Here is a 25,773-nt window from a genome sequence, read left to right on the forward strand (position 1 = left end):
CCACGCGCAAGCATTTCGGACAAAGCGTTACGAAGCCCGGGGCCGGCAGAAGGGCCGCAATGACGCAATCCCACCCGGCCGAGTTCGATCTGGCCGACATGACCTGGCCGCCCCCGCCCTACCAGCCCCCGGTGCCGCCCGTGACGGACGAGCACGGGGTGCGGCACTTCGACGGGGTCACGTACGCCACCACACCCGGCTACCGCCCCCGGCTCCTCGATGTCCGGCTCCCGGCCGGCGAGGGCCCCTTCCCGGTGGTCGTCTGGATCCACGGCGGCGGCTGGCTGGACGGCGACCGGCGCTACCCGCCGCCGACCGTGCCCGCCGCCCTGCTGCACGGCTCGGTCCTGGCCGCGGGTCTCGCGCTCGTCTCCATCGACTACCGGCACAGCCTCGAAGCCCCCTTCCCGGCGCAGCTGCACGACGTGAAGGCCGCGATCCGCTACGTCCGCCACTTCGCCGACGCCCTCGGCATCGACCCGGACCGGATGGCGGTCTGGGGCGAGTCGGCGGGCGGCCATCTGGCGGCGCTGGCCGGCCTCGTCGGCCCGCACAGCGCGGACGCCGAGGCGCTGGAGGGCGCGCACGGGGTGGGCGCCGGGGACACCGGGGTCCGGGCCGTCGTCGACTGGTACGGGGTCTCCGACCTCGTCGCCCTGGCCGGGCACCCCATGCCGGCGATGCCCTCGGGCGCCGACTTCCCCGACCCGTACGAGGCGCTGCTCGGCGGAACCGAGGCGGAGCGCCCGGCGCTGGCCCTGGCCGCCAGCCCGGTGACGTACGCGGCGGGCGCGACCCCGCCGCCGTTCCTGCTGGTCCACGGCACGCGGGACGGCCTGGTGCCGTTCAGTCAGAGCGAGGTGCTCGCCGAGGCCCTGACGGGCGCGGGCGGCAAGGTGACCCTGCGGCCCGTCGACGGCGCCGACCACATCTTCCTGGGCTCGCCCGACATCCCGGAGATCGTCGCCGAGAGCGTCGCGTTCCTGGCCGGGCACCTGGGCGCGGGGGCCTGAGCCCGGGAGCCCGCTCCCACTCTCCCCCTCCCCCGACCCCTTCCCCTTCTCCCGCTTCCGTCGCAGTCCTGTTCCGCCGCGGGGCCCGGTCCGGCCGGGCCCCGCGGGTACGTCGATCACCAAGGGCCGCGCCTACGTGCCGCGGTCGCGAGAGGCACTCATGTCCCGGAATCCGGTCGCCCCGGTCCTGTCCCCCGTCACCGCGAGAGCGCCCGAGGCGGTGGTCGCCCGGCGCCCTCCCGGTGTCCTCGCGGCAGGACTCCTGCTGCTGGGCGGCGCCGCGCTGCCGGCCCTCGCCGTCCGGCCGGACCCGGCGAACCCGCCGTTCCAGGAGCTGGACGACCGCTGGCTGACCTGGATGGGCGGCCCGCACGACGGGCCGTACGCCGCGCTCGCCGCGGCCCTGAACTGGTTCGGCGGCCCGCTGGGGGTCGTCGTACCGCTGGGCCTGCTGTTCTTCCTGCTCTTGCGCAGGCGCTGGACCTCGGCCGGGTTCCTGCTCGGGGTCTACCTGGCCGGCAGTCTGCTCGTCGTCCAGGGGCTCAAGCACCTGGTGGACCGGCCGCGGCCGGCGAACCCGCTGGTCCGGGTCGACCACGGCTCCTACCCGTCCGGCCACGCGGCCGGGGCGGCGCTGCTGGTCGTACTCGTCGGGGTGCTGCTGGTCCCGGCGGCGCGCCGGCGGGCCTGGTGGCTCGGGGGCGCGGTGTTCACGCTGGCCATGATGTGGAGCCGTACCTGGCTGCACGCGCACTGGCTCACCGACACGGCGGCGGGCGCGGCCGCCGGCGCGGGCGCGGGCCTGCTGGCCTGGTGGCTCTTCGCCCCCGCCCTCACCCGGGAGTCCGGTCGCGACCGCCGGGGGGCGGCCGCGACCGCGGTTCCGTAGCGGAGGGTGACGCGGACGCGGGGGGATTCGGGAAGGGGAAAGGGGCTCAGGACGTCTGGCGCGGGACCAGGACGGCCTCTATCGCCGGGAGCGGCGGGGTCGACCCGGTCTCCAGCAGTTCGTGCACGGCGTCCGCGACCCGCGCGGGCGAGGCCAGGTCCAGGCGGATCGTGGTGAGCGCGGGCTGCTGGAGACCCGAGAGGACGAGGTCGTCGGAGCCAACGATCGCGACCTCGTCCGGTACGGCGATCCCCTCGGCCTGGAGCGCGTGCAGGAGCAACGCGGCGTACTCGTCGTTGTAGGCGAAGACGGAGTCCAGCTCCAGGCCGGCCCAGCGCCGGGCGAGCGCGGTCGCGGACTCCCGGGTGTAGGCCAGCTCCACCGGTGTGACGGTGGCCATGTGACGGGCGGCGACCGACTCGGCTCCCGCGAGGCGCGGCCGGGCGAGGGTACCGAGGCCGCGCTCCTGGGGCATGACGACGCCGATCCGGGTCCGGCCGCGGGAGATCAGGTGCTCGGCGGCGGCGGCGCCGATCCGGGCGTGGTCGAAGCCGATGGTGTGGACGCCGGGCACGGGGCGGGCGGCGAACGCCAGCAGTCCGCGCACCCCGGCGCGGCGCAGCAACTCGGCCGCCTGCGCGGTGAGGCGGTCGCCGTCGAGGGCGATCACCGCCGCCGGGCGCAGTTCCGCCCAGGCCCGGGCGGCGTCCACGGGGTCGGCGAAGCGGCCCGCGTGCAGCACTGCCGTGTAGCCGTGGCGGTCGAGTTCGCTGTGCAGGTCGTCGACCCAGTCGCTGACGAGCCGGCCGATCGCGGAGATCGACGCGGGCATCAGGACGAGGTTGCTGCGGCCGGCGCGCAGGGAGCGGGCGGCGGCGTGCGGGACGTAGCCCAGCTGGCGGGCCGCGTCCAGGACACGGGCGCGGGTGGCCTCGCTGACCCGGTGGCCCTGCGTGTCGTTGAGGACGAAGGAGACGGTGGCGCGCGACACTCCGGCGAGGCGTGCCACGTCGGCGCTGGTGATCGACGCGGGGACGGGGGTTTCTTCGGCCATGACGTCCCTCGGCTGTGTGCGTACCTGCTGTTGCTACCACTCTCTCCTTCGAGGTTACACGAGTTAGACGGCGGGATCGGGGGCGCGCGGCCGTGCGCGGCCCCCGATGCGGCCCGTCGGCCGTCTCCTACGCCGGGAGGGGGCCCGCCGCCTGCGCGTGCAGGCGGCGCGCGTCACCGGCGAGGTCGCCGAGGGCGGTCACCACCGAGTCGAAGCGCATCGTGGTGCGCGTGTCCGCGCCGTACGGGTCCCACGTCGGCATCGCCGGGTGGTTGGGGTCACCGGTGCGGGCGAAGGCGATCCAGGCCTGGTGCATGGTGTGCGCGAGCCCGTCGCGGACCGCGGGGTCGAGCCCGGCCAGGAACGGCGCGTGCGCCCACTGGTCGAAGTTGGCGAACACGAAGGGGAGTTCCAGGCAGTGCGCGGCGCCGAGCCGGCCCTCGTACGCGGGCGTGGGGAGATCGAACTGGTAGGCCCAGACGGGACGCCCCGAGGCCGCCCTGGCCTCGGCCAGCCGCACGGCGGGCACCCGGAAGAGCTCGTCCGTGATCAGGTCCATCAGCACGTCGGCGGGGCGCGCCCCGGGCCGGGCCCGTTCGTACGCCGCGTACACCTCGGGCGCGGCCTCGGCGCCGAAGGTGTCGGCGATCCGGGCGATCACCCGGTCCTGGCCCGCGGCCGCGTACCCCGGGTCGAGGGCGAAGCCGAAGTTGGCCTCCTCGCGGGTCCAGCCGATCATCACGTCGATGCCGGTCGCGGCTCCGTGCAGCAGGGCCTCCACCGGGTGGCGCGTGAGGGTGACCCCGTCGATGACGGGCAGGAACGGGGTCGGCCAATAGCCCCAGCGCACGGTCCGGGCGAAGAGCCCGCCGGTCGCGCCGATCAGCGCGGGCCAGGGCAGCTCGCGCAGCTCCTCGACGGTCTTGACGCCGGCCAGCTCCAGATAGGCGGCGGTCCGCTCCAGGTAGGCGTCCGGGCCGGGGAGGTCGAGGCCGAAGGGCGGGCTCTGCAGGATCACGCGCCGGATCAGCCCCTGGGCCTCGGGGAGTCCGGCGAGGGCGGCGGTGGAGACCGCGCCGCCCGACTGCCCGGCGACGGTGATGTTCTGCGGGTCGCCGCCGAAGGAGGCGATGTGGGCGGCGATCCAGCGCAGGGCGGCGAGCTGGTCGCTGAGCCAGGGGTTCCCGGCGCCGTCGGGGTTGCCCTCCTCGGGGCCGGAGTAGAGGTAACCCAGCGGTCCGATGCGGTAGTTGATGCCGACCACGACGAGGTCGCCGTTCCGGGCGAAGGTCTCGCCGGAGTAGTTGGGCAGCGATCCGGAGCCCGAGACGAAGCCGCCTCCGTGGATCCAGACGAGCACCGGGCGCCGGGCGCCGTCGGCCGCGGGGGTCCAGATGTTCAGGGTCAGGCTGTCCTCGTCGAAGGGCGGCGAGCCGTGGCCGCCGAGGACCGGGTCCCCGCCTTCCGTGTACGGCTGAGGCGCGCTGGGCCCGTCGGTGGTGGCGTCCCGGGTGCCGCTCCAGCCCGGGTGCGGTCGCGCGGGGCGCCAGCGCAGGTCGCCGACGGGGGGTGCGGCGTAGGGCACGGCCCGGAACACGGCCACCCCGCCTTCGATCGCGCCGCGGAGGCGTCCTGCGGGGAGGTCCACCAGCGTGTGGTCCCGGGCCGGGGTCAGAGCCATGAGCCAAATCCTTCCTGGTCCGCACGCCGAGCACGCGCCGACCCGTCGAGGGTATTGCGGAAATTCATCGACCGTCAATGATTCGCGATATCGACTCTTCAGAGCCAGAGGCTGTTGGACGCCACCCGCTCCGCCTCCGTCTCCAGCAGGGGCGCGAACGCCCGCCACAGCACCAGGCCGGCTCCGGCCCCGGCGAGCGCGCCGGCCAGCGTGTCGGTGAACCACTGGGCGTGCAGCCAGGTGCGGCTCCACATCATGGCGCCGACGTACACGGCCGCGAACAGCCACCACCAGCGTCGCGCACGCGGCGGGAACAGCACCACCGCGGCCACGACCATCAAGGTCACGGCGCTGAAGACCTGGCCGGAGGGGTACGAGCCGTCGTTGACGAGGACCCAGGTGTGCGGCGGGCGCGGGCGGTCGACGAGCTGCTTGAGGGGCATCACGACGAACATGCTGGTGAGGACGGCGGCGACGAACACGTAGAGCGCGGAGCGCCAGCGGCCGTAGACGCAGAGGCAGCCGATCAGCATCAGCGGCAGCACCAGGCCGAGGGGGCCGCCGAGCCGGTCGAGGACGGTGGCGAAGCCGGTGGCCGCGTCGGCGGGCGAGCCGTCCATGGAGGCGGCCCAGCGGTCGTCGAACCCCTGGAAGAAGGGGCGGTCGACGATGCGCAGCAGCAGCCCGATCAGCAGCGCCGCGACGAGCAGCCCGACCCCGGAGGCGAGCGCGTGACGCGGGGGCGCGGCCGGGAGCGGGGCGCGGGGTGCGCGCGGAGGGCGCGGGGGACGCGGGGGACGCGGGGTCGGAGCGGCGTCAGGGGAAAGCGGCATGTCGGACCTTTCAGGGTCGCCACCCGAGGCGAAACGATGCGCTGCGACGGGCGGGCGGGGGTATGCGGAACTGGGGTACCGACCCCGGGAAACCCGGAGCGGGGGCGGAGCGGAGCGACGCCGGAGCCGGGAACCCGGAACGGGCGACCCGGAACGGGCGACCCGGAACAGGGGCCCGGAACAGGGGCCCGGAACAGGCCCCTTGGGGCAGACGGCCCGAGGCACACAGCCCGACGCAGGGCCGGAAACAGAACCCCGAGCCGAGGCTTGAGCGGGTGGCCGAGAGCCGGGCGGAAACGGAGACGCGAGAGCGGGAACTCGGGAGCGGATCGCGGAAGCGGGGACGCGGAAGCGGGGACGCGGAAGCGTGGAGTTGGCCCCAGCGGGACAGGTGCGAGCGGGAACGGCCGGCGGCCCGGGGTCGCGTGGGGGCGGCCGGGACGGGGCGCGTGGGGGGCGGCCGGGGCGGTGGGGCGTGGGGGCGGCCGGGACGGGGGCGCGTGGGGGTGATGCGGCTGCCGGGTTGGGTGGCCGCGACCCCGCGGGGTGGGCCGGCGGATCGCGCACGGTGGTGCGGTCGCCGCCGCGGCTCGGTGGCCGCGAGGGGGTGCCGGGGGTGGACCGCGGGGCCGGGGACGGAGCCGTCGCGGTGCGGCACGGAGTATTGCGGATGCGTGACCACCGCCACAAGGGCAAGAGGGTTTCGAGACACGATCGGCCTGGTCAGCACCACCCACAGGCTGGTTACACGTGCTCCACCGGCGAATCCCCTCTCGGTCACGATCTGCGCAACGACGCGCCGCAGGCTCTAGCGGGGCCCGGAAATGGGTGCTACACAGTGTCCAAGCGCTCCGGTGACACGTGTAACAACATCACGTGAATCCCAGCCGGCCGCGACGGCTTCCGGTGACTCCACCGCCCCCGCGACCGCTCGCGCGGCGGAGCGTCTCCCTCACCCCCGTACCGCCCACCCGCGGACCGGAACCGGCGCACCACAGCCACCGCACCACGCCACCTCCCCGCTCCGTCCCCCGAGGAGTCGTCATGGCCACGAACGAGCTCACCGATCCGATCGAGCAGCCGCCCGCCGGCAGCACGACCGCCACCACCTCCGCACCGGAACATGCGGCTCCGCGCCAGCGCGGCCTCATGCTGCTCCTCCTGATCGCGAACTCCGCCATGATGGCGGTCTACATGGGCGTCGGCTCCGTCCTCCTGCCCACGCAGGTCGCCGCGATCGCGCCCGACGACAAGGTCGCCGTCCTCGGCCTGATCGGCGGCATCAGCGCCATCTTCGCGACCGCCTTCAACCCGATCGCCGGCGCCCTCTCCGACCGCAGCGGCCGCCGCAACCCCTGGATCCTCGGCGGCGCCCTCGCCTCGCTGCTCGGCCTGGCCTTCCTCGGCAGCGTCTCCACCGCCCTGCTCGTCGGCATCGGCTGGTGCCTCGTCCAGGCGACGATGAACACCTACCAGGCGGCGGTCACCGCGATCGTGCCCGACCGCATCCCCGCCACCCGCCGCGGCACCGCGTCCGCGCTGGTGGGGCTGGGCCTGCCGATCGGCGGCACGGTCGGCGTCCTGATCGCCTCCCAGACCGCGGCGCACGTGCGCACCGGATACCTGGTCTTCGGCGCCATCGTCGCCGGGGCCGCCCTGCTGCTCTCCGTCTTCTGCCGCGACACGCCCCGCACCGAGCCCGCGCCGAAAGCCGTCAAGGGCTCCCAAATCGCGGCGTTCCTCTCCTCGTTGGCCAACCACGACTTCCGCTGGGCCTTCATCGGCCGCGCCCTGATGGTGCTGGGCTACTTCTCCGTCGTCGGCTACCAGCTGTACATCCTGGACGACCACATCGCGCTGCCCGCCGGACTGACCCCGCCCGAGGCGATCGCGGTCCTGACCCCGGTGTCGATGGTCGCGGTGGCGCTGTCGACCGTCGTCGGCGGCCTGCTGTCCGACCGCTGGAACCGCCGCAAGGTGTTCGTCGGCGTATCGGCCGCCCTCGCCGGGATCGTCATGGTGGTCCCCGTCATCAGCCCGACCTGGACCGGCATGCTCGTCTTCAGCGCGCTCAACGGACTCGCCTTCGGCTGCTTCATGGCCGTCGACACCGCGCTCGTGACGCTGGTCCTCCCCCGGGCCGAGGACGCCGCCCGCGACATGGGCGTACTCAACGTCGCGAACGCCGGGCCGCAGATCGTCGCCCCGTTCGTCGCCTCCGCCATCGTCACCGCCCTGGGCGGGTACACCCCGCTGTTCCTGGCCGGCGGCGCCCTGTCGCTGATCGGCGCGCTCGCCATCCTCCCGATCCGCAGCGTGCGCTGATCCCCGCCGGGCCGCCTCCCACGCCGACGCGGCCCGGCCCGTGCTCCGGCGGGCGCATGCCGAGGGTCACGCGCCCGCCGGTCCCGTACCGAAACCCCCACCGCACCCTCGTTCCCCCTCCCTCCCCTTCCAAGGAGCCTTCTGTGCGACGCACGCGAGTCCTGCCGCCCGCCCTCCTGATGCTGTGCACCGCGGCCCTCGCCGGCACCGCCCCCGCGGTCGCCTCGCCGCAGGCCGCGCCGGCGCCCACCGCCCCGCTGCGGATCCTGCTCACGAACGACGACGGCTACAACGCGCCGGGCATCCGCAAGGCGTTCGAGCGGCTCACCGCCGCCGGGCACGACGTCACCATCGTCGCCCCGCTCACCAACCAGAGCGGCACCGGTACGAAGATGATGAGCGCCCCCACGATCACGGTGAAGCACCCCGAACCCAAGGTGTGGGCCGTGGACGGCACGCCCGGCGACTCGGTGGCCTTCGGCCTCTCCGAGGTGTTCGAGGGGCGCGCCCCCGACCTGGTGGTGTCCGGCACCAACTTCGGGCCGAACGTCGCCGGTCTCGCCACCCACTCCGGTACGGTCGGCGGCGCCGTCGCCGCGCTGGAGTCGGGCGTGCCGGCCATCGCGCTCAGCACGGGCGGCGTCGGGGCGCCGGATCCGGTCACCACCGTCAACGCGATGGGCCCGACGGTCGATTTCGCCGTCAAGCTCATCGACCGGCTCCGGGCGCGGGCGGGGTCCGGGCCGCTCCTGCCCAAGGGCGTCGGCCTGAACGTGAACCACCCGGTGGTCGGCGCCGACGGCAAGGGCACCGCCGCCGGTGTGGCGGCCACGTTCCAGGACCCGCAGACGATCCTCGAACCGGACTTCACCGACTCCGGTGACGGCACCTGGAAGGTGACCGTTTCGGTGGACCTCCGCCCGGCGGCCCGGGGCGGCGACGTGGAGGCCGTCAGCGCCGGCCGGATCGCCGTCAGCCCGATGAACGCCAACTGGAACACCGGCCCCGCCGACCAGGCCACGACCGCGGCCCTGATCGCCGGCCTCCGCCCGTGACGCCCGCTTCGCACCAGCCACATCGGCCGCATCGGCCACACCGGCCCACGCGGCCCACCCAGCCCACCCAGGAGGACGGATGAAGCGGCCCGGCAACCGGCTCACTTCGGCAAGACCCCTGCTCGGTACGGCCCTCGCGCTGCTGGCCCTGCTCGCGACGGCGGGCCCCGCCACGGCCGCGGCGGCGAGCGCGCCGCCGCGACCGGTGGTCACCGTCGCGCAGGGGCAGCTGCGGGGACAGAACCACGACGGGGCGCAGGAGTTCCTCGGCGTCCCCTACGCCGCTCCCCCTGTGGGGGAGGCCCGGCTGCGGGCGCCGCGGGAGCCGCGTCGCTGGAGCGGGGTGCGCGAGGCGGACCGGCAGGCGCCGGCGTGCGTGCAGTTCTCGCCCTTCGGCCTGGCGGACCCGGCGGCCGTCGCCGAGGACTGCCTCTACTTGGACGTGTACCGGCCCGCGGGCGCCCGGACGGGCGCCCGGCTGCCGGTGATCCTGTGGATGCACGGGGGTGCGTACAGCCAGGGCACGGGTACCCAGTTCGGCGGCCGCACGATGGCCGAGCTCACGAACAGCGTCGTGGTCAGCATCAACTACCGGCTGGGCCAGCTGGGTTATCTGGCGCTGCCGGAGCTCGCGCGGGAGAACGCCCGGCGTTCCGGCTCGTTCGGTCTGATGGACCAGGTCGAGGCGCTGCGCTGGACGCGCGAGAACATCGCGGCGTTCGGCGGGAACCCCGGCAACGTGACGGTCTCGGGGCAGTCCGCGGGCAGCGGTTCGGTCTGCGCGCTGCTGGCGACGCCGTCGGCGGCCGGGCTGTTCCACCGCGCCGTGCTGCAGAGCGGGCCGTGCACGCTGCTGCGTACGCCCGACGGCGCGCGGGCCGCTTCGCAGGCCCGGGCGTACGCCGAGAAGGCGGGCTGCGCCGATCCGGCCGGGGTCGCGGCGTGCCTGCGCGCCTCTCCCGCCGCGGCGCTGGTCGAGGCCGCGCGCACGCTGGCGACCTCCGGACCGGCCTCGGGTGACGGGCTGTTGCCGGTGGATCCGGCCGACGCGATCGGGAGCGGGCGCTGGAACAAGGTGCCGGTGCTGATCGGGAGCACCCGGTCGGAGTCACGGCTGTTCGTGGCGCTGACGCAGCCGCGGCTGACGGCTCAGGAGTACACGGCTCAGGTGCTGGCCGGGTACGGGGCGGCGGGCCCGGAGGTGCTGGCGCGCTATCCGCTCTCGGCGTACGGTTCGCCGTACCTGGCGCTGTCGGCGGTGACGACCGACTCCTCCTTCGCCTGTCACACGGCGTGGACGGCGCAGCTGTTCGCCGCTCAAGTGCCCACGTACACGTACGAGTTCGACGACCCTGACTCCCCGACCCTGGCGGGCGCGCAGGTTCCGGGCCTGGACGAGTCGAACGCGCACAGCGCGGAGCTGGCGTACCTGCACGACTTCACGATGGGCGACCGGCCGCTGGCCCCGGCGCAGGTGGCGCTGGCGACCCGGATGAAGCGCTACTGGGGCGCCTTCGCCCGCTCCGGGTCGCCGGCCGTCCCGGGGCAGACCGCCTGGCCCGCGACCGGGACCGGGACGGGTACGGTGCTGACGCTCAACCCCCGTACGACGAGCCCGAGTTCGTCGTTCACGGCGGACCACCAGTGCGCGTTCTGGCGGACCCTGCCGACCCGGCCGCCGCTGTAGGCGCTGACGGGGCGTCCGGCGCGCCGCGGCCGCGGTCAGGCCGTGGCGCGCCGGACGCCCCGCGCCCGGCGGACGCGCAGGCCCACGGCGGCGGCCACGGCCAGCAGGCCGCCGCCGGCGGTCAGGAGCCAGACCGGGATGTCGTCCCCGACGGTGAGCAGCCTGTCGCGGTAGACGACCCGGCGGTAGGGGGTGTCTGCGGCGGTCGCGCGCAGTTCGTGGTCGCCGTCGATGCGCCCCGGATCGGGGAACCGCTGGTCGATGGCGGTGAGGAACGCGGGCTTGCCGCCGGTGAGTTCGGCGAGCCCGTCCCTCGGGGTGATGCGCCCGGCGAAGGTCACCTCGGGCGTGTTCCCGCCGATCGGGGAGCTGGGTTCCATCCGGTGGTCGGCCAGTACGTACAGCCCGAGGGACTGGGCGGTCTTGGCCATCCGGGACAGCCGCATCGGGTAGACGAGCCGGTCGCTCTCGAAGCGGATCCGCAGCGGGTCGAGGGTGCCGAGCAGCGGCTTGCCCGGCCGGCGGGGCGCGAGGCGGACGGCGACGTACTCCCACTTCTGGTCGACGTAGGGCCGCAGCTCGGTGGCGAGGCGGTCCGGGAGCGTGAAGCCGTTGGACTCCAGCCAGTCGCGCAGGGCGTCGGGGTCGGTGGCGGTGAGCCGGGCCACGTCGAAGTCGCCGAGCTGTTCGCGGCCGACGACGTCGACGGAGGGGGCCCCGGCGCCGGGCAGCGCGGCCGTGGCCCCGTCCCCGATGTCACTGGAGAAGGGCCAGTCGCCGCCGCGCGGCCAGAAGTGGGTGCGGGTCCTGCGCTCGGGCCGGGTCATCTCGGTGAGCTGGTCGAAGACGGTCGGGTCGCCGAGTTCCACCGTGGCGCGGTGCGGCACGGGCATGACCCAAGCCGCCCGCTTGGCGTCACCGCCGACGGTGAAGCGCATGACGATCTGCTCCGTGGCACCGTCCCAGCGCACGACCGACGTCTCCCGGTCGACGCCGATCCGCGACATCCGGTCGGGGATCATCGCGCCGCAGCCGCACGCGTACGCCGGGCTGACGAGCGACCCCACCTGCGTCGCGAGCAGGGCGAACAGCAGCGCCAGAATTCTTCGTTTCATCCACACGGGATCTCAGACGGCCCCTCCCGGGATACGGTTCCGGCCACTTGGGGACCAGGGCGGGGCCCGGTCCGGGGCCGGCTCCGGGCCACGATCCGGAACCCGGCCGACCACCCTCGCGGGCCGGCCGCCGCGGCCCTCATACTGTGCGCCATGTGGGGAAACGACATGCCGCAGCGGACGGGGAAGCGCCGTTCCGCGCCGCCGCCCAGTCCGCTGATTCCGGATTCCGTGGAGGCGGAGCTCGCCCGGCACGACTGGGACGCGATCCCGTGCGGCTGCGGGCATTCCGCGGGCCATCTGGTGGGCACCGTGCGGGACGCGGCCGAGGGCCATCCGTCCGCGTTCCGGGCCTTCCAGGGCCACGTCTTCTTCCAGGAGGCCCTGATGCCGCCCGCCCCCGCGGTCTGCGGCGTGCTGATGGCGGTGTGGGCCGCGGGGCCGCCCCGGCGGGACACCCGCGAGGCCCTGCTGTGGACGCTGCTGAGCCTGCTGTGCTGCGTGGACGACGGGAGCAGCCACGAGGCCGGGCTGTACGGCCAGTGCGCCGCGTTCATCCGGACCGGGACGGCCGGGTTCCGCCGGGAGGCGGCGGGCGGCCCGGCCTGCGGGGACGGCGAGTACGCCCGGGCCGTCCTGGACGTCCTCGGCATGACCTGACCCGCGCGGCGGGCCGGGCGACCGGCATCGGCAGGCCGCCCGGCCGCCCGCCCTCGGGCCCGGCCATCCGCCCTGCGGCGGGCCCGGTTATCGCGCCTGGGCCGCCGCCAGGCAGCGGCGCAGCAGCCCCGTGTCCGCCTCCTCCAGCGAGCGGGCGAACACCCGCCGCGGGGACGGCACGACCGGCAGCAGCGAGGGCACGACGAGCACCCCGCACCCGGCGGCCTCGGCCGAGGCCGCCCCGTCCGGGGAGTCCTCGACGGCGACGCACACGTGCGGCTCCAGGCCCAGTCTCCCGGCGGCCGCCCGGTAGGGGTCCGGGTGCGGCTTGGTGCGCGGGGTGTCGTCGGCGGACATCGTGAACGCGAACGGCACCCGGGCCAGCGAGCCGCCGACCACCGAGTCGACGACCACCCGCGGGGAGGCGCTGACCAGGGCGAACGGCACGCCCTGGGCCTCCAGCTCGGTCAGCAGCCGCTCGGCGCCGGGCCGCATCGGCGCCCCGGCCTCCACCTTGCGGAAGAAGTTCGCGGTGAGCTCCGCCGCCACCGCGGCGGGGTCTCCCGCGCGGGCCACCCGTACCAGGTGGGCGGCGGTGTCCTCCACCGCGCGGCCCACCACCTCGGGCGCGTCGGCATCGGAGAGTCCGTACCCCAGGCCGTCCGCGATCTCCTCGGTGGTGCGCCACCACAGCACCTCGGTGTCGACGAGGGTGCCGTCCATGTCGAACAGGACGGCTCCGAGCTCGTTCACTCGGTCCTCGCCACGACGAGTACGGGCCGCTCGGTCAGGCCCACGGTCGCCCGCGCGCCCGGGACCAGCTCGCCCGCGTCGCGCGACGGCAGGTCGGCCTTGACGGAGGTGCCGCCGGGCAGGTCCAGGTGGAGCCGGGTCACGGAGCCGAGGAAGGAGGCGGAGACCACGGTGGCCGTGCCGTCCGCGTCGGCGCGGACGGTGACGTTCTCGGGGCGTACGAGGACCTCCACGTCCCGCGTCGCCGGCACCGGGCCGTCCACGGGGAGCCGGGCGCCGGCGACTTCCACCAGCCCGGAGTCGGCGAGCCGCCCCGGCAGCCGGTTCATGGTGCCGACGAACTCGGCGACGAACGGCGTGGCGGGACGCTCGTACAGCTCGGCGGGGGCCGCGCACTGCTCCAGGCGGCCGGCGTTCAGCACGGCGACCCGGTCGGCCATGGACAGGGCCTCCTCCTGGTCGTGCGTGACGAACACGGTGGTGATGCCGAGGGAGAGCTGGAGGCGGCGGATCTCCTCCCGCAGGCTGGCCCGGACCTTGGCGTCCAGCGCGGAGAGCGGTTCGTCGAGCAGCAGCACGCGCGGTCGCAGCGCCAGGGCGCGGGCGAGCGCGACGCGCTGCTGCTGGCCGCCGGACATCTGGTGCGGGTAGCGGTCGCCGTGGTCGGGGAGGCCGACCAGGTCGAGGAGTTCGGCGGCCCGCTCCCGGCGCTCGGCCGCGCCGACCTTGCGGACGCGCAGGCCGAAGGCCACGTTGTCGCGGGCGCTGAGGTTCGGGAAGAGGCTGTACGACTGGAACACCATGCCGGCGTCGCGGCGGTTGGCCGGGACCCGGGTGATGTCCTGCCCGTCGACGAGGACTTCACCGGAGTCGGGCTGCTCGAAGCCGGCGACGACGCGCAGGGCGGTGGTCTTGCCGCAGCCGGACGGGCCGAGGAGTGCGACGAGTTCGCCGGGCTCGATGGTCAGGTCGAGGCCGTCGAGGGCGACGGTGGAGCCGAACGCCCGGCGCAGGCCGCGGAATTCGACGCGCGCTCCCGCCGGGCTGTCCGTGTCGCCGGCGTCTCCCGGCTTCCGCGCCGCGGGAAGGGTGGTGGACATGAGGGTTCAGGACTCCTTGCGGGAGGTGGCGGGGGCGGAGGACACGGTGGCTGGGTTGGTTCCGGCCCGCGACAGGAGGAGGAGCAGCAGCCAGGTGATGAGCAGGCTGAGGATGGAGACGGCGACCGACATCCGGGCCTGGGCGCCGGAGATGGAGACGATCCACACGGCGAAGGGCTGGAAGCCGAGGAGCGAGGCGATGGTGAACTCGCCGAGTACGAGCGCCAGCGTGAGGAAGGCGGCTCCGGCGAGCGAGGCCCGCAGGTTCGGCAGCAGCACGCGCAGGACGACGTGGGGCCAGCTCGCCCCGCAGCTGCGGGCGGCCTCGACCAGCGTCGGCACGTCGACGGCGCGCAGCCCGGCGTCGAGCGAGCGGTAGACGAACGGCAGCGCCAGCACGGTGTAGGCGAGGACCAGGACGACGGGGAAGTCCTCGTTCTGGACGGCCAGGAACGTCTGGTAGAGCGGGGTCCGCGAGAGGTGCTCCGGTCCCCAGCGCAGCACCGTGGTGATGCCGGTGACCAGGGCGATCGGCGGCACCACCAGGGGCAGCATGCACATCACCTCGACGACGGGCCGCAGCCGCGGCGAGCCGATCCGTACGGCGACCAGTGCCGGGACGGCCAGCAGCAGCGACAGTGCGATGGTCGCGGCGGCCAGGCCGAGGGAGAGCAGCAGGCTCTCGGTGAATCCGTCGGCGGCGAGCAGCTCGGTGTACGCCTCGAAGGTGATCCCCTGGCCGGGCACGTGCACGGTGAAGACGAAGGAGGCGATGAGCGGGGTGAGGAAGTACGCGCCGGCCAGCGCGAGGACGGCTCCGCGCCAGACGCGGGGGCGGGCGCGCGGGCGGTGGGCGCTCGCGTGCGGTGCGGCGTCGGGGGTCCGGGCCGGTTCGGCCGTGTCCGCGGCCGTCGGGGTCATCGCAGCCATCGGGCGCTCCGTCGCTGGAGGGGCAGGTAGACCGCCATGACCAGGCCGGCGATCAGGATCATGTCGAGGCCGAGGGCCAGCGCCACGTTCTCCTGGCCGGTCAGCACGTTGCCGGACAGCGCGTCCGCGATCTTGAGGGTGACCAGCGGGACGGAGCCGCCGACCAGGGCTGCGGCCGTGGCGTGCGCGGCGAAGGCGGTGCCGAAGAGCAGCACGAAACCGCCGAGCAGGGAGGGGGCGAGGACCGGCAGGCCGACGTGGCGCCAGAACTGGCCCGCGGTGGCGCCGTTGTTCTGGGCGGCCTCGCGCCACTGGGGACGCAGTCCGTCCAGCGCCGGGGCGATCACCAGCACCATCAGCGGGATCAGGAAGTACAGGTACACCACGGTGAGGCCGGTGAAGGAGTACAGGCTCCAGCCGAGGCTGCCGAGGTCGGCGAGCTGGGTGACGACTCCGGAGATGCCGACGGTCGCGATGAACGCGAACGCGAGCGGGACGCCGCCGAAGTTGGCGAGGACGCCCGAGGCGGTCAGCGTGGCGTTGCGCAGGGCGGTGGAGCGGGAGGTGACCACGGCCTGGGCGATCAGGACGCCGAGCAGTCCGCCGACGAGTGCGGTGAGGGCGGAGAGCTGCACGCTGCCGATGAGCGAGCCGAGGTAGGGGCCCTGGAGCGAGCGCGCCAGGTGTTCACCGGTCGGCTGGACGGCGCCGGTCACCGGGTCGGTGCGGGTGACCGCCCCGAAGGCGATGGCGCCGAGCGGGATGCCGAAGCAGAGCCCGGTGAAGACGAGGAGGGGGAGGGCGGCGAGCCAGGTGCGCGGGCCGCGCCGCCGGCGGCGGTTGCCGCCGGCGGTCCCCTTCGGGTGAGGGGTGGTGGTTGCGGACATCAGCTGACGGCCTTGTCCCACTTCTGGGCGAGGGCGGCCTTGGCCTTGTCCAGCTCCTCGGAGGCCGGGAAGGACGGGGTGCCCTCGACCTTGGGGAGCTTGGTGACGGCGTCCTTGTCGGCGGTGCCGTCCTGGGTCATGCCGGGGAGCAGGACCGGGCGGGCGTACCCCTTGAGCCAGAGGTTCTGGCCCTCGGCGCTGTAGAGGAACTCCATCCACAGGCGGGCGGCCGCCGGGTTCGGGGCCTCCTTGTTGATGGCCTGCGAGTAGTACTGGGCGTAGACGCCGTCGGTGGGAACGGCGACCTTCCAGTCGACGCCCTTGCCCTTGAACTGGTCGGCGTAGCCGGCGTTCAGGTAGTCCCAGTCGATCGAGATGGGCGTCTCGCCCTTCTCGACGGTGGCCGGGGTGGACTCGACCGGGATGAAGTTCCCGTTCTTCTTCAGCTGGCCGAAGAAGTCGATGCCGGGCTGGATGTCGGCGAAGGAGCCCTTGTTGGCGAGGGCGGCCGCGTAGACGCCGCCGAAGGCGGAACCCGACTTGGTGGGGTTGCCGTTGAGGGCGACCTTGCCCTTGTACTCGGGCTTGAGCAGGTCCGCGAAGGTCTGCGGGCAGTTCGGGATGCGGGCGGCGTCGCAGCCGATGGAGACGTAGCCGCCGTAGTCGTTGTACCAGCGGCCGTCCGCGTCCTTCTGGGCGGCGGGGATCTTGTCCCAGGCGGTGACCTTGTACGGGGCGAACAGGTTCTCGGCGGCGCCGCTGCGCGCGAAGGCGATGCCGAGGTCCAGGACGTCGGGGGCGCGCTTTTGGCCCTTGCGGGACTTCACGGCGGCGATCTCGTCGGCGCTGGCGGCGTCCGGGTTCTCGCTGTTGATCTTGATCTTGGGATACTTGGCCTGGAAGGCCTTGACGATCTCGCCGTAGTTCGCCCAGTCCGGCGGCAGCGCGATCACATTGAGCTGGCCCTCCTTCTCGGCGGCCGCGACCAGGGCTTCCATGCCGCCCAGGTCGGCCACCGAGGCGGCGGCGCCCGGCTGGACCTTGGCCTTGCCGTCGGCAGAGGTGCCGGCGGACTTCTGGTCGGGTGCCGCACCACACGCGCTGAGCGTGGTGAGAACGGCGGCGCTGAGCAGTACGGCCGCACCGCGACGGGCGGAGGAACTGAGCACGGTCTCTCCCGGAGACTAAGGGGGCAATCACTTGTCTGAACAAGTTGGCTCCAGTTCGCCCGGGCTCGCTGTACGGACGGTGAACGGCGACTGGACCGCGGAGCACGGCTCGACGAAGAGATGCGATTGACCGAAAGAAGTCGTGACAGAGCAGCGTTAATGATCAAGGGCAGCGCCGCGGCGGGCGCGCTGCGCCATGCTGGCCAGGGTGGCCGGACACGACGACGATCAAGGGGCACAGCTGATGGGCACGGTCCGCTATCTGGAGATCGCCGAGGCGCTGCGCGCCGCGATCCTCTCCGGCGAGTACCCGGTGGGCGCCCAGCTGCCCTCCGAGAGCGACCTGGCCGCGCGCTGGTCCGCCTCGCGCGGCACCGTCCGGCAGGCGGTGGCCACCCTCGCGTCCGAGGGGCTGATCGGCTCCCGGCAGGGTGCCCGGCGGATCGTGCTGCGCCAGGAGCGCCGGCACAGCTTCGGCGAGCTGAACAGCTTCGCCCAGTGGGCCGAGGGCGTCGGGCACGAGGTCCGCAGCCGGTTCCTGTCCCGGACCCGGCGGCCGGCCACGCCGGAGGAGGCGGAGCGCCTCGCGCTGGCGCCGGGCACGGAGATCCTGGCCGCGCTGCGACTGCGCCTGCTCGACGGGGAACCGACCATGGTGGAGCGGACCGCGTACGCCGACTGGGTCGCGGCGGCGGTCGAGGCGATGCCGCTGGACTGCCGCTCGGTGATGGACGGCCTGGCGGGCGACTCCGGGATCGTCGCGCACTACGGCGAGCACCTGATCGACGCGCTCGCGGCCGGCAGCGAGGACGCCCGGCTGCTGGGGATCCGGCGCGGCAGCCCTCTGCTGCGCCAGCGGCATGTTTCGGCCACCAACACGGGGCGCCCGATCGAGTGGTCGGACGACCGCTACCTCGCCGGAAGCGTCACGTTCAGTGTGAGCAACTCGGCGGTAGCAACCCCGCTGGAACGGCACGCCGGCGATCGTTAGCCGGAGGCCGGGGCGGCGTTCACCGTCTCGTCGACGGCCCGCGGCAGCCAGTGCGCGACCCGGCCGAAGCGGAAACCGAGGGCGGTGGCCCGGGAGTTGTCCAGGGCGTACGCGCGGTCGAAGGAGAACGGCGAGGCCGTGGCGCCCCGGGGGACGACCCGGTAGCGCACCGGCCGGCCCGTCCGCTCGCCGATCAGCGCGCACAGGTCGCGGACGTCCAGCGCGCCGTGGGAGGCCGCGTCGACCGGGCCGGTGAAGCCGCCCACCGCCGCCCAGCCCAGGAACTCCGCGATCTCGCGGTGGTGGATGAACGAGGTGGCGTACGGGGCCTCGTGCACCTCGACCGGGGTTCCGGCGCCGATCCGCCCGACGTAGTGGGCCAGCCGCCCGGTGAACTCCTCGCGGCCGCCGCCGAGGACGTGGGCGGTGCGGACGGTGACGAAGGCGAAGGGGACCGGCTCCGCCAGGAACACCGCTTCGGCAAGCCGCTTGCCCTCGGCGTAGTCGAGGGCCTCGGGGGTGGGCGGCGCGGGGTCGTACACCTCCATCGTCGAGGTCATCACGTACCGCGCGGTCCGGCCGGCGAAGACGCGGCGGGCGACGGCCGCTTGGGCTGGCGTGTAGCAGACCTGGTCGACGACGGTGTCGAAGGTGCGCCCGCCGAGCGCGGCGAGCAGCTGCCCCTCGTCGTCGCGGTCGGCGACGAGGTGGCCGACGCCCCGGGGCGGGACGCCGGAGCCCCGGTTGAGGACGGTCACCTCGTGCCCGGCGTCCGCGAGCAGGGCGACCAGGTGCCTGCCGAAGTACCGGCTGCCGCCGATCACAAGAATTCGCTTCATGGGTCCGACTCTGCCGCTGTAGGGTCCCCAGCGGAACTGGCCACTTGCTGAACGGGCGTTAAGGAAAACTGTTGACTGTCTCCCGCGAGATCGACCGGCAGGCGGCGCGGCCGCGCTACGCCGAGGCCCGCGTCGCGGCCCTCATCGAGTCGGGCGACGGTCCGGACGCGGGCACGGATGGCTCTGCGGGGGCCGGGCGCGCCTCTACGGGGGCCGGGGGCGCCTCGGGGGCCGGGGAGGGGGTCGGGTGAACCACGTCCTCGAAGGGCTCGCTGCCAACCCCGCGCTGCCGTCCCGGCTGGTGGACCGGCTGATCCCGGTCGCGGAGGAGTGGGTGGCCCTCGCGCTCGGCGAGCGCACCGACCTCGCTCCCGCTCAGGTCCTCGCGCTCGCCGCCCGCGACGAGGACGCCGCGACCAGGCTGGCGCGCACGGGCCTGCTGGCCGCCGGGGACATCGACCCGGTGGCGCGGCCGGAGGCCGCGCTCGCTCTGCTCGACGAGCGCGGCGGACCGCCCGAATGGGCCCGCCTGTTCGCGGCCGACCCGGACCCCTACACCCGGCAGCGCCTCGCCGCCTGCCCCGGTCTGCCGCCCGAGGTGGTCGAGACGCTGGCCGCCGACCGGGCGGTCTCCGTGGTCGCCGAACTCGCCCTGGAGGCCCCGCCCGAGCTGGCCGGGCGCCTCGCGCGCCATCCGCACGCCGAGGTGCGCCGCGCGGTGGCGGCCAACGAGACGGCCCCGCCGGCCGTGCTCGCCGCGCTGGTCACCGGCGCCGGGCTGCCACCCGCGACGTCGTGTCTGGTCTGCGGCGCCGAGTCGACGCCGTCCGAGCGCGAGCAGTACCAGCCGTACGGGCCGGGGCACGGGGACGGCTGTGACGGCGTCCACGCCCTCACGCTCGTCGCGACGCTGTACGCCGCCGCGGGGAACCCGGCCACGCCGCCCGAGGTGCTCGCCGGGTTCGCCGGCCACCCCTCTTCGGGGGTGCGCTGGGCGCTCGCCGAACGGGTCGATCTGCCGCCCGAGGTGTACACCCGGCTCGCCGGGGATCCGGTACCCGGGGTACGGGCGGCCCTCGCCCGGAATCCCGCGATCGGGGAGGCGCTGGTCCGGGCCATGGCCGCCGACCAGGACAGCGACGTCCGGCGGGCCCTGGCGCACCATCCCCGGGTGCCGCTGGACGTCCTCGCTGAGCTGGCCGAGAGGACGCGGATCGGGGCGATCCCGCTGCCCCGGATCGCCGCCGCCTCGCCGGGCGAACTCGCGGAGCTGGTCGCGTCGGCTCCCGCGACCGTACGGGCGCTGGTGGGCGAACGCCATGACCTGCCGCCTGGGATACGCGACGCCCTCGCCGCCGATCCGGACACGAAGGTGGCCAAGGCCGTCGCCCCGCACCCCGGGCTGAGCGAGGCCCGGTTGCGCGGCATGGTCGCGCGGCACGGCGTGGCCGTCCACGCGCGGGTGGCGGCCAACCCGGACGCCCCGCCCGCCCTGTTGGCGCGGCTGGCCCGGCACGAGCCGCCGGTGCGGGGGGCGCTGCGCGCGATCGCGGGGCACCCGCGCGCGACGGCCGAGGCGCTGCTCCCCTGCCTGGACGACGAGCGGGCCGCCCGCCACGCCGCGGCCCATCCGGCGCTGCCCCCGCAGACCCTCGTGGCCTTGCTGACCCACCTGGACCCCCGGGGCGCGGAGGCCGCGGCCGCCCATCCGGCGCTGCCGCCCGAGGCGATGGAGGAGCTGCTGACGCAGCAGTTGGCGGCGTTGTCGCCCTGAGGGATACACACATGCCCACCGCCGCGTTCCGGCAGCCGTCCTCGCGCCCCGGCGGACGGCCCGGGTCATGCTCCAGGCACCGGACGGCGTACTGAACCGGCCGAAGGGCTGACCGACCCCGGGGTGACCGACCCGGGGGTGACCGACCCGGGGGTGACCGACCCGGGGGTGACCAGGCCCGTCTCATAGGCGAGGACCACGGCCTGGGCACGGTCACGGAGGCCGAGTTTGGCGAAGATCCGGGCCACATGGGTCTTCACCGTCGCCTCGCTGAGCGTCAGCTCCCCCGCCAGCTCCGTGTTGGAGAGGCCCTGCCCCATCAGGGTCAGCACCTCCCGCTCGCGCGGGGTCAGCGCGTCGAGGCCGCGGTACGCGCCCTCCCCCGCCCCCCGGTCCGCCGCCGGGCCGGCGGGGGCGCAGCGCTCCACCAGTCGGCGCGTGATGGACGGCGCGAGCAGCGCGTCCCCGGTGTCGACGAGGCGGACGGCGGCCGCGAGGTGTGCGGGGGTGACGTCCTTGAGCAGGAACCCGCTGGCCCCGGCGGCGAGGGCGGCGTAGACGTACTGGTCGAGGTCGAAGGTGGTCAGCATGACGACCCGGCAGTGCGCGTTCTCGGCGAGGATGCGGCGGGCGGCCTCCAGGCCGTCCATGTTCGGCATCCGGATGTCGAGCAGGACCACGTCCGGCCGCAGCCGGCGCGCCATCGAGACGGCTTCCACCCCGTCGGCGGCCACCCCCACCACATCGATCCCCCGGGCCGTCAGGATCAGCCGGAACCCGGTGCGTACGAGCTCCTGGTCATCGGCGATCAGCACCCGCGGCGCCGTCACGGCCGGTCCAGGGGCAGCTTGGCGCGGACCCGGTAGCCGCCGCCGATGCGGCGCCGGGCGTCGAGGTCGCCCCCGTAGACGGCGACCCGCTCGCGCAGGCCGATCAGCCCCCGCCCGGCTCCCTCGGCCTTCGGTATCGAACGCCGCCGCTCCCCCGCCCCGTGAGCGGGATCCGCACCCGCACCCGCCAGCACGCTCGGGCCGCTGTTGAGCACCTCCACCCGCAGCGCGTGGTCCGCGTATCTCACCGTCACCTCCGCCTTCACCCCGTCCCCGTGTTTGAGCGCGTTGGTCAGCGCTTCCTGGATGATCCGGTACGCCGTCACGTCGATGCCCGCCGGCAGCGGCCGCGGCTCGCCGGAAATCCGGACCTCAACGGGCAGCCCCGCGAAGGCGATCCGGTCGACCAGCCGGCTGAGCCCGCTCAGGCTCGGCTGCGGCGTCAGCGGGGTCACCGCCGTGAGCCGGGTGTCCGCGCCGCCGCCCCCGTACGCCGCGAGCGGCTCGTCCGTGCCGTCCTGCGCGGGCGCGAGCAGGCCCAGCAGGTGGCGCAGCTCGGTCATCGTGTTCCGGCCGGCGCTCTCGACGGCGCCCATCGCGGCCGCCGCCTCCTGCGGCATGGTGGCCAGCACCTCCCGGGCCGCCCCGGCCTGGACCACCATGAGGCTCACGTTGTGGCTGACTATGTCGTGGAGTTCGGCCGCGAGCCTGGCCCGCTCGGCGTCGACGGCGGTACGGGCCGCGCTCTCGCGCTCCCGCTCCAGCAGCCACCCGCGCTCCCCCATCGCCTCCCGGTGCGCACACCGTGCCCGCCGCAGCGCCACTCCCAGCAAGCCGGCCGCCCCGCACACCGCGGCCAAGGCGGCCCACAGCCATCCCACCCCGCCCGACCCGAACACCGCCCCGCCCCCTCTCCCGCAAGATCATCGACCTGGACAAGCCTCGCAGGCAAGGCCCGTAGTCCGCATCCCTCCCCCGAGCCAGCCCGCGTACATCCCCAGGATGACCTCGCCGACCGCTTACATCCGGGGGGTGACGCAGCCGCCCCGGGCGCCCTTCTACGTTCGTGCCATGACAACTGATCACGGCAGTGACCGGCAGGTCGTCGTACGGCTCGACGGGGTGCACAAGGAGTACGGCGACGCGAAGGCCCTGGACGGGCTGTCCCTGGAGATCCGCAAGGGCGACGCGGTCGCCGTGATGGGCCCCTCCGGTTGCGGCAAGTCGACCCTCCTCAACATGGTGGCCGGCCTGGACCGCCCCGACGCGGGGACCGTCGAGGTGCACGGCCAGGACCTGGGAACGCTCAACGAGACCGGCCTGGCACTGTTCCGGCGGCGCGGCGTCGGCATGATCTTCCAGTTCTTCAACCTCATCGACGACCTCCCGGCCCTCGACAACGTGGCCCTGGCCGCCCAGTTGACCGGCACCCCCGCCAAGCAGGCCCGCCGCCGCGCCCTGGAACTCCTCGACGAGCTCGGGGTGGCCGACCGCCGCGACAACTACCCGGCCACCCTCAGCGGTGGCGAGCGCCAACGCGTCGCCGTGGCCCGCGCACTGATGAACCGTCCGGCCCTGCTGCTGGCCGACGAGCCGACCGGCGCCCTCGACAGCCGCTCCGGCGAACAGGTGATGGACCTGCTGATCGACCTCAACCAGATCGGCCAGACCCTGCTGATCGTCACCCACGACCCGCACCTGGCCACCCGGTGCGCGAGCCGCCTGGTCGAGATGGCCGACGGCCGGGTGGCCCGCGAGCGCGCGATCGACGACAACGCCTCGCTGGGAGCGGCCGTATGAGCGCCGTGTGGCGGGCCTCGCGCGCGGCCGTCAAGCGCCGCCGGCTCCAGACGTTCGTCATCGGGCTCGTGGTCCTGTGCTCCACCACGACCGTCGTCCTCGCGCTGGGGCTGCTCGCCTCCGCCTCCGGCCCCTTCGACACGGCGTACGCCGCACAGCGCGGGGCGCACGCGGTGGCGACCTTCGACTCCTCGAAGGCGTCGCCGGAGCAGCTCGCCGCCACCGCCCGGCGCCCCGGGGTGACGGCGGCCGCCGGGCCGTTCGGGCAGGCCGTCCTCGACGTGCCCGAGGACTGGCTCTGGATGCCGGCCGGCCCCCTGACCGTGGTGGGCCGGGCCGATCCGGGCGGCCCGGTGGACCGGATCGAGCTGCTGGACGGGCGCTGGGCGACGGCTCCCGGGGAGATCGTCGTCAACTGGGGCGTGGACGGCGCGCCGTACAGCGAGCTGCTGGGTACGCGACTGGAGGCCCGCGGGGCCCCGCCGCTCACGGTGGTCGGATTCGCCACCAGCATGAGCAAGTCGGCGGCCGCCTGGGTGACTCCCGAGCAGCTGTCGGCGCTGCACCCGACGTCCGCCCAGATGCTGTACCGGTTCGCGGACGCGTCGACGGGCGCGGCGCTGCGCTCCTCGCTGGCCGGCGCCACCGCCGAGCTGCCCGCGCGGTCGCTGGCCGCCTCGCAGTCCTACCTCACCCTGAAGAAGGCCTTCTCCTCCCGGGCCGACGCGTACCTGCCGTTCATGACCCTCTTCGGCGTCCTCGGTCTCCTCGTCTCCGTCCTGATCGTCGGGAACGTGGTCAGCGGCGCCGTGGTCTCCGGACACCGGCACATCGGGGTCCTCAAGGCGCTCGGCTTCACCCCGAACCAGGTGGTGGCCGTCTACCTGACGATGGTCTCGGTCCCCGCCGTCGCGGGGACCGTCCTCGGCACGGCGCTCGGCTCCGCGCTGACCGGACCGATCCTCAAAGTCGCCTTCTCCGGGGTCGAGACCGGCCTGGCCGAGGTCGGACCCGTGTCTTCCTGGGTCCCCGCCGTCTGCCTCGCGGGGATGCCCGCCCTCGTCCTGCTCGCGGCGCTGCTCCCGGCCCTGCGGGCGCACCGGCTGTCGGCCGCCGTCGCCATCAGCGCGGGCGGCGCGCCCCGGACCGGGCGCGGACGGCGCGTCCAGCGGCGCCTCGCGGCCACCCGGCTGCCGCGCCCCGTCAGCCTGGGCCTGGGCCAGCCGTTCGCCCGTCCGGCGCGGACGCTGCTGACCCTCGCCGCCGTGGTCCTCGGCGTCACCACCGTCACCCTGGCCACCGGTCTGACCGGCACGATGCTCGCGTTCGGGGAAGCCGCCCGGGGCGACGGAGGCCCGCGGATCGCCGTGTACACCGGTGGTCTCGGCAGCGAGCCCGGCCCGCCGCGCCTGAGCGACGCGCGGATCGAGGAACGGCTGCGGGCCCTGCCGGGCGCGCGGACGGTGGTGGCGCGCGGTCTGTCCCAGGTGACGGTGGTCGGGTACACCCAGCCGGCGTTCGCAAACTTCCACCGCGGGGACCTCGCCGGGTTCGCGTCCCACCTCGTGGAGGGGCGGCCGCCGACCGCACCCGGCGAGGTCGTCGCCGGACCCGGGTTCCTGACCGAGCGCGGACTCGCGCTCGGCGACCGGATCACCCTCGGGCTGGGCGGCCGGCAGGTCACCGGAAGAATCGTCGGCGAGCTCGTCGACGGCGACGCCCGCGCCCTGGACACCACTTGGGAGACCCTCACCCTGCTCGCCCCGGACGCGCGCGCCGTCGACTACGGCGTACAGCTGGCCCCCGGCACGGACGCCCGGGCCTCCGCGGACGCGGTCAACGCCCTCGACCCGGGGCTGCGCGCCGAGGTGGCGGAGTCCGGCAACGCGGCGACCACCACCGTCGTCGGGTTCTCCTCCGTCTTCACCCTGCTGCTGACGGTCGTCGCGGCGCTCGGCGTCTTCAACACGGTGCTGCTCAACACCCGTGAGCGCCGCCGGGACCTGGGCATGCTCAAGTCGATCGGGATGACCCCGCGGCAGGTTGTGGTGATGACGGTGACCTCGGTGGCGGGTCTGGGAGCGGTCGGCGGGCTGCTCGGGATCCCGCTCGGGATGGTGGCGCACCGGCTGGTCGTCGACAACGTCGGGGTGGTCGCCTTCCCGGAGTCCATGAAGGACGTATGGCACGCCCCGCAGCTGACGGGGCTGCTGTTGGCCGGGGTCGCGATCGCCGTCCTGGGCGCGCTGGTACCGGCCCGTTCGGCGGCCCGCATGACGATCGCAACGGTGCTGCACACCGAGTAGCGGAACCCGCCCGGCCGCTCCCCGGCGTCCGCGGGCCGGGCTCGGTTTCACAACTCCCCGGCGCGACGGCTAGGTTCGTCCG

At 74.6% G+C, this 25,773-nt stretch carries 23 protein-coding genes; 11 read left to right on the top strand and 12 right to left on the bottom strand.

Going from position 1 to position 25,773, the window contains the following annotated elements:
• Window positions 1-59 precede the first annotated feature (59 nt).
• Complete coding sequence (locus tag OG982_RS00820; protein ID WP_266947688.1) at window positions 60-1,013, top strand: alpha/beta hydrolase; 954 nt, start codon at window positions 60-62, stop codon at window positions 1,011-1,013.
• A gap of 160 nt (window positions 1,014-1,173) precedes the next feature.
• Window positions 1,174-1,902, top strand: a complete 729-nt coding sequence (locus tag OG982_RS00825; protein ID WP_266790683.1) for a phosphatase PAP2 family protein — start codon at window positions 1,174-1,176, stop codon at window positions 1,900-1,902.
• A gap of 46 nt (window positions 1,903-1,948) precedes the next feature.
• Here the strand turns inward: OG982_RS00825 and OG982_RS00830 are convergent, their stop codons facing one another.
• The 3 genes from OG982_RS00830 to OG982_RS00840 form a co-directional block, all read right to left on the bottom strand.
• Complete coding sequence (locus tag OG982_RS00830; RefSeq protein WP_266790681.1) at window positions 1,949-2,956, bottom strand: LacI family DNA-binding transcriptional regulator; 1,008 nt, start codon at window positions 2,954-2,956, stop codon at window positions 1,949-1,951.
• A 127-nt stretch (window positions 2,957-3,083) separates the two neighbouring features.
• Entirely contained in the window at window positions 3,084-4,637 is a 1,554-nt protein-coding gene (locus OG982_RS00835; RefSeq protein WP_266790680.1) for a carboxylesterase/lipase family protein, read from the bottom strand.
• A gap of 98 nt (window positions 4,638-4,735) precedes the next feature.
• A complete protein-coding gene (locus tag OG982_RS00840) occupies window positions 4,736-5,470 on the bottom strand; it encodes a phosphatase PAP2 family protein (protein ID WP_266790678.1) in 735 nt (244 codons plus the stop codon).
• Between the two features lie 1,044 nt (window positions 5,471-6,514).
• Here OG982_RS00840 and OG982_RS00845 point away from each other — a divergent pair.
• From OG982_RS00845 to OG982_RS00855, 3 genes are all read left to right on the top strand, one after another.
• Entirely contained in the window at window positions 6,515-7,795 is a 1,281-nt protein-coding gene (locus OG982_RS00845) for an MFS transporter (RefSeq protein WP_266947689.1), read from the top strand.
• Between the two features lie 143 nt (window positions 7,796-7,938).
• Window positions 7,939-8,850, top strand: a complete 912-nt coding sequence (gene surE, locus OG982_RS00850; RefSeq protein ID WP_266947691.1) for a 5'/3'-nucleotidase SurE — start codon at window positions 7,939-7,941, stop codon at window positions 8,848-8,850.
• A 79-nt stretch (window positions 8,851-8,929) separates the two neighbouring features.
• A complete protein-coding gene (locus tag OG982_RS00855) occupies window positions 8,930-10,537 on the top strand; it encodes a carboxylesterase/lipase family protein (RefSeq protein ID WP_266947693.1) in 1,608 nt (535 codons plus the stop codon).
• A gap of 35 nt (window positions 10,538-10,572) precedes the next feature.
• On the opposite strand, the gene OG982_RS00860 is transcribed toward OG982_RS00855, so the two are convergent.
• Window positions 10,573-11,652, bottom strand: a complete 1,080-nt coding sequence (locus OG982_RS00860) for a DUF2330 domain-containing protein (RefSeq protein WP_266790671.1) — start codon at window positions 11,650-11,652, stop codon at window positions 10,573-10,575.
• Window positions 11,653-11,805: 153 nt separating this feature from the next.
• Here OG982_RS00860 and OG982_RS00865 point away from each other — a divergent pair, with 153 nt between their 5' ends.
• On the top strand, window positions 11,806-12,312 hold the full coding sequence (locus OG982_RS00865; RefSeq protein WP_266790670.1) for a hypothetical protein: 507 nt from the start codon (window positions 11,806-11,808) through the stop codon (window positions 12,310-12,312).
• An 87-nt stretch (window positions 12,313-12,399) separates the two neighbouring features.
• Here the strand turns inward: OG982_RS00865 and OG982_RS00870 are convergent, their stop codons facing one another.
• Genes OG982_RS00870 through OG982_RS00890 form a run of 5 tightly spaced genes read right to left on the bottom strand, consistent with a single transcriptional unit; the run spans window position 12,400 to window position 17,115 of the window.
• Window positions 12,400-13,065, bottom strand: coding sequence for an HAD family phosphatase (locus tag OG982_RS00870; protein ID WP_266790668.1), 666 nt, complete (start codon window positions 13,063-13,065; stop codon window positions 12,400-12,402).
• A complete protein-coding gene (locus tag OG982_RS00875) occupies window positions 13,062-14,165 on the bottom strand; it encodes an ABC transporter ATP-binding protein (protein ID WP_266947694.1) in 1,104 nt (367 codons plus the stop codon). Before OG982_RS00875 ends, OG982_RS00870 begins: the two co-directional genes overlap by 4 nt.
• A 6-nt stretch (window positions 14,166-14,171) precedes the next feature.
• A complete protein-coding gene (locus OG982_RS00880) occupies window positions 14,172-15,095 on the bottom strand; it encodes an ABC transporter permease (protein ID WP_266947695.1) in 924 nt (307 codons plus the stop codon).
• Window positions 15,083-15,982 carry an ABC transporter permease subunit gene (locus tag OG982_RS00885; protein ID WP_266790663.1) on the bottom strand — a complete coding sequence of 300 codons (900 nt, stop codon included), beginning with the start codon at window positions 15,980-15,982 and terminating at the stop codon, window positions 15,083-15,085. The genes OG982_RS00880 and OG982_RS00885 overlap by 13 nt, the downstream gene beginning before the upstream one ends.
• Window positions 15,982-17,115: an ABC transporter substrate-binding protein gene (locus OG982_RS00890; RefSeq protein WP_266949841.1), complete on the bottom strand. Its 1,134-nt coding sequence runs from the start codon at window positions 17,113-17,115 to the stop codon at window positions 15,982-15,984. Before OG982_RS00890 ends, OG982_RS00885 begins: the two co-directional genes overlap by 1 nt.
• A 280-nt stretch (window positions 17,116-17,395) precedes the next feature.
• Between OG982_RS00890 and OG982_RS00895 the strand changes: the two genes are divergently transcribed.
• Window positions 17,396-18,142, top strand: a complete 747-nt coding sequence (locus OG982_RS00895) for a GntR family transcriptional regulator (protein ID WP_266792299.1) — start codon at window positions 17,396-17,398, stop codon at window positions 18,140-18,142.
• Here OG982_RS00895 and OG982_RS00900 read toward each other — a convergent pair.
• On the bottom strand, window positions 18,139-18,981 hold the full coding sequence (locus OG982_RS00900) for an NAD-dependent epimerase/dehydratase family protein (protein ID WP_266947697.1): 843 nt from the start codon (window positions 18,979-18,981) through the stop codon (window positions 18,139-18,141). The two genes, OG982_RS00895 and OG982_RS00900, sit on opposite strands and share 4 nt — an antisense overlap.
• Window positions 18,982-19,052: 71 nt before the next feature.
• Between OG982_RS00900 and OG982_RS00905 the strand changes: the two genes are divergently transcribed.
• Together OG982_RS00905 and OG982_RS00910 are read left to right on the top strand one after the other, a co-directional pair.
• Entirely contained in the window at window positions 19,053-19,232 is a 180-nt protein-coding gene (locus tag OG982_RS00905; RefSeq protein ID WP_266790659.1) for a hypothetical protein, read from the top strand.
• Window positions 19,229-20,755, top strand: a complete 1,527-nt coding sequence (locus tag OG982_RS00910; protein ID WP_266790658.1) for a hypothetical protein — start codon at window positions 19,229-19,231, stop codon at window positions 20,753-20,755. The genes OG982_RS00905 and OG982_RS00910 overlap by 4 nt, the downstream gene beginning before the upstream one ends.
• A 65-nt stretch (window positions 20,756-20,820) precedes the next feature.
• Here OG982_RS00910 and OG982_RS00915 read toward each other — a convergent pair whose 3' ends face one another.
• Both OG982_RS00915 and OG982_RS00920 read right to left on the bottom strand, forming a co-directional pair.
• Window positions 20,821-21,585 (bottom strand): response regulator transcription factor, encoded by a 765-nt coding sequence (locus tag OG982_RS00915; protein WP_266947699.1) that lies wholly within the window; start codon window positions 21,583-21,585, stop codon window positions 20,821-20,823.
• A complete protein-coding gene (locus OG982_RS00920; RefSeq protein WP_266790654.1) occupies window positions 21,582-22,370 on the bottom strand; it encodes a sensor histidine kinase in 789 nt (262 codons plus the stop codon). The genes OG982_RS00915 and OG982_RS00920 overlap by 4 nt, the downstream gene beginning before the upstream one ends.
• 286 nt (window positions 22,371-22,656) lie before the next feature.
• Between OG982_RS00920 and OG982_RS00925 the strand changes: the two genes are divergently transcribed.
• Together OG982_RS00925 and OG982_RS00930 are read left to right on the top strand one after the other, a co-directional pair.
• A complete protein-coding gene (locus OG982_RS00925) occupies window positions 22,657-23,385 on the top strand; it encodes an ABC transporter ATP-binding protein (RefSeq protein WP_266790652.1) in 729 nt (242 codons plus the stop codon).
• The gene (locus OG982_RS00930; protein ID WP_266790651.1) at window positions 23,382-25,691 is read left to right on the top strand and encodes an ABC transporter permease; all 2,310 of its coding nucleotides are present in this window, start codon (window positions 23,382-23,384) and stop codon (window positions 25,689-25,691) included. Before OG982_RS00925 ends, OG982_RS00930 begins: the two co-directional genes overlap by 4 nt.
• The last annotated feature ends 82 nt before the right edge of the window (window positions 25,692-25,773 follow it).

Origin of the sequence: Streptomyces sp. NBC_01551, assembly GCF_026339935.1 — a bacterium.
In the GTDB taxonomy this organism is placed as follows: domain Bacteria; phylum Actinomycetota; class Actinomycetes; order Streptomycetales; family Streptomycetaceae; genus Streptomyces.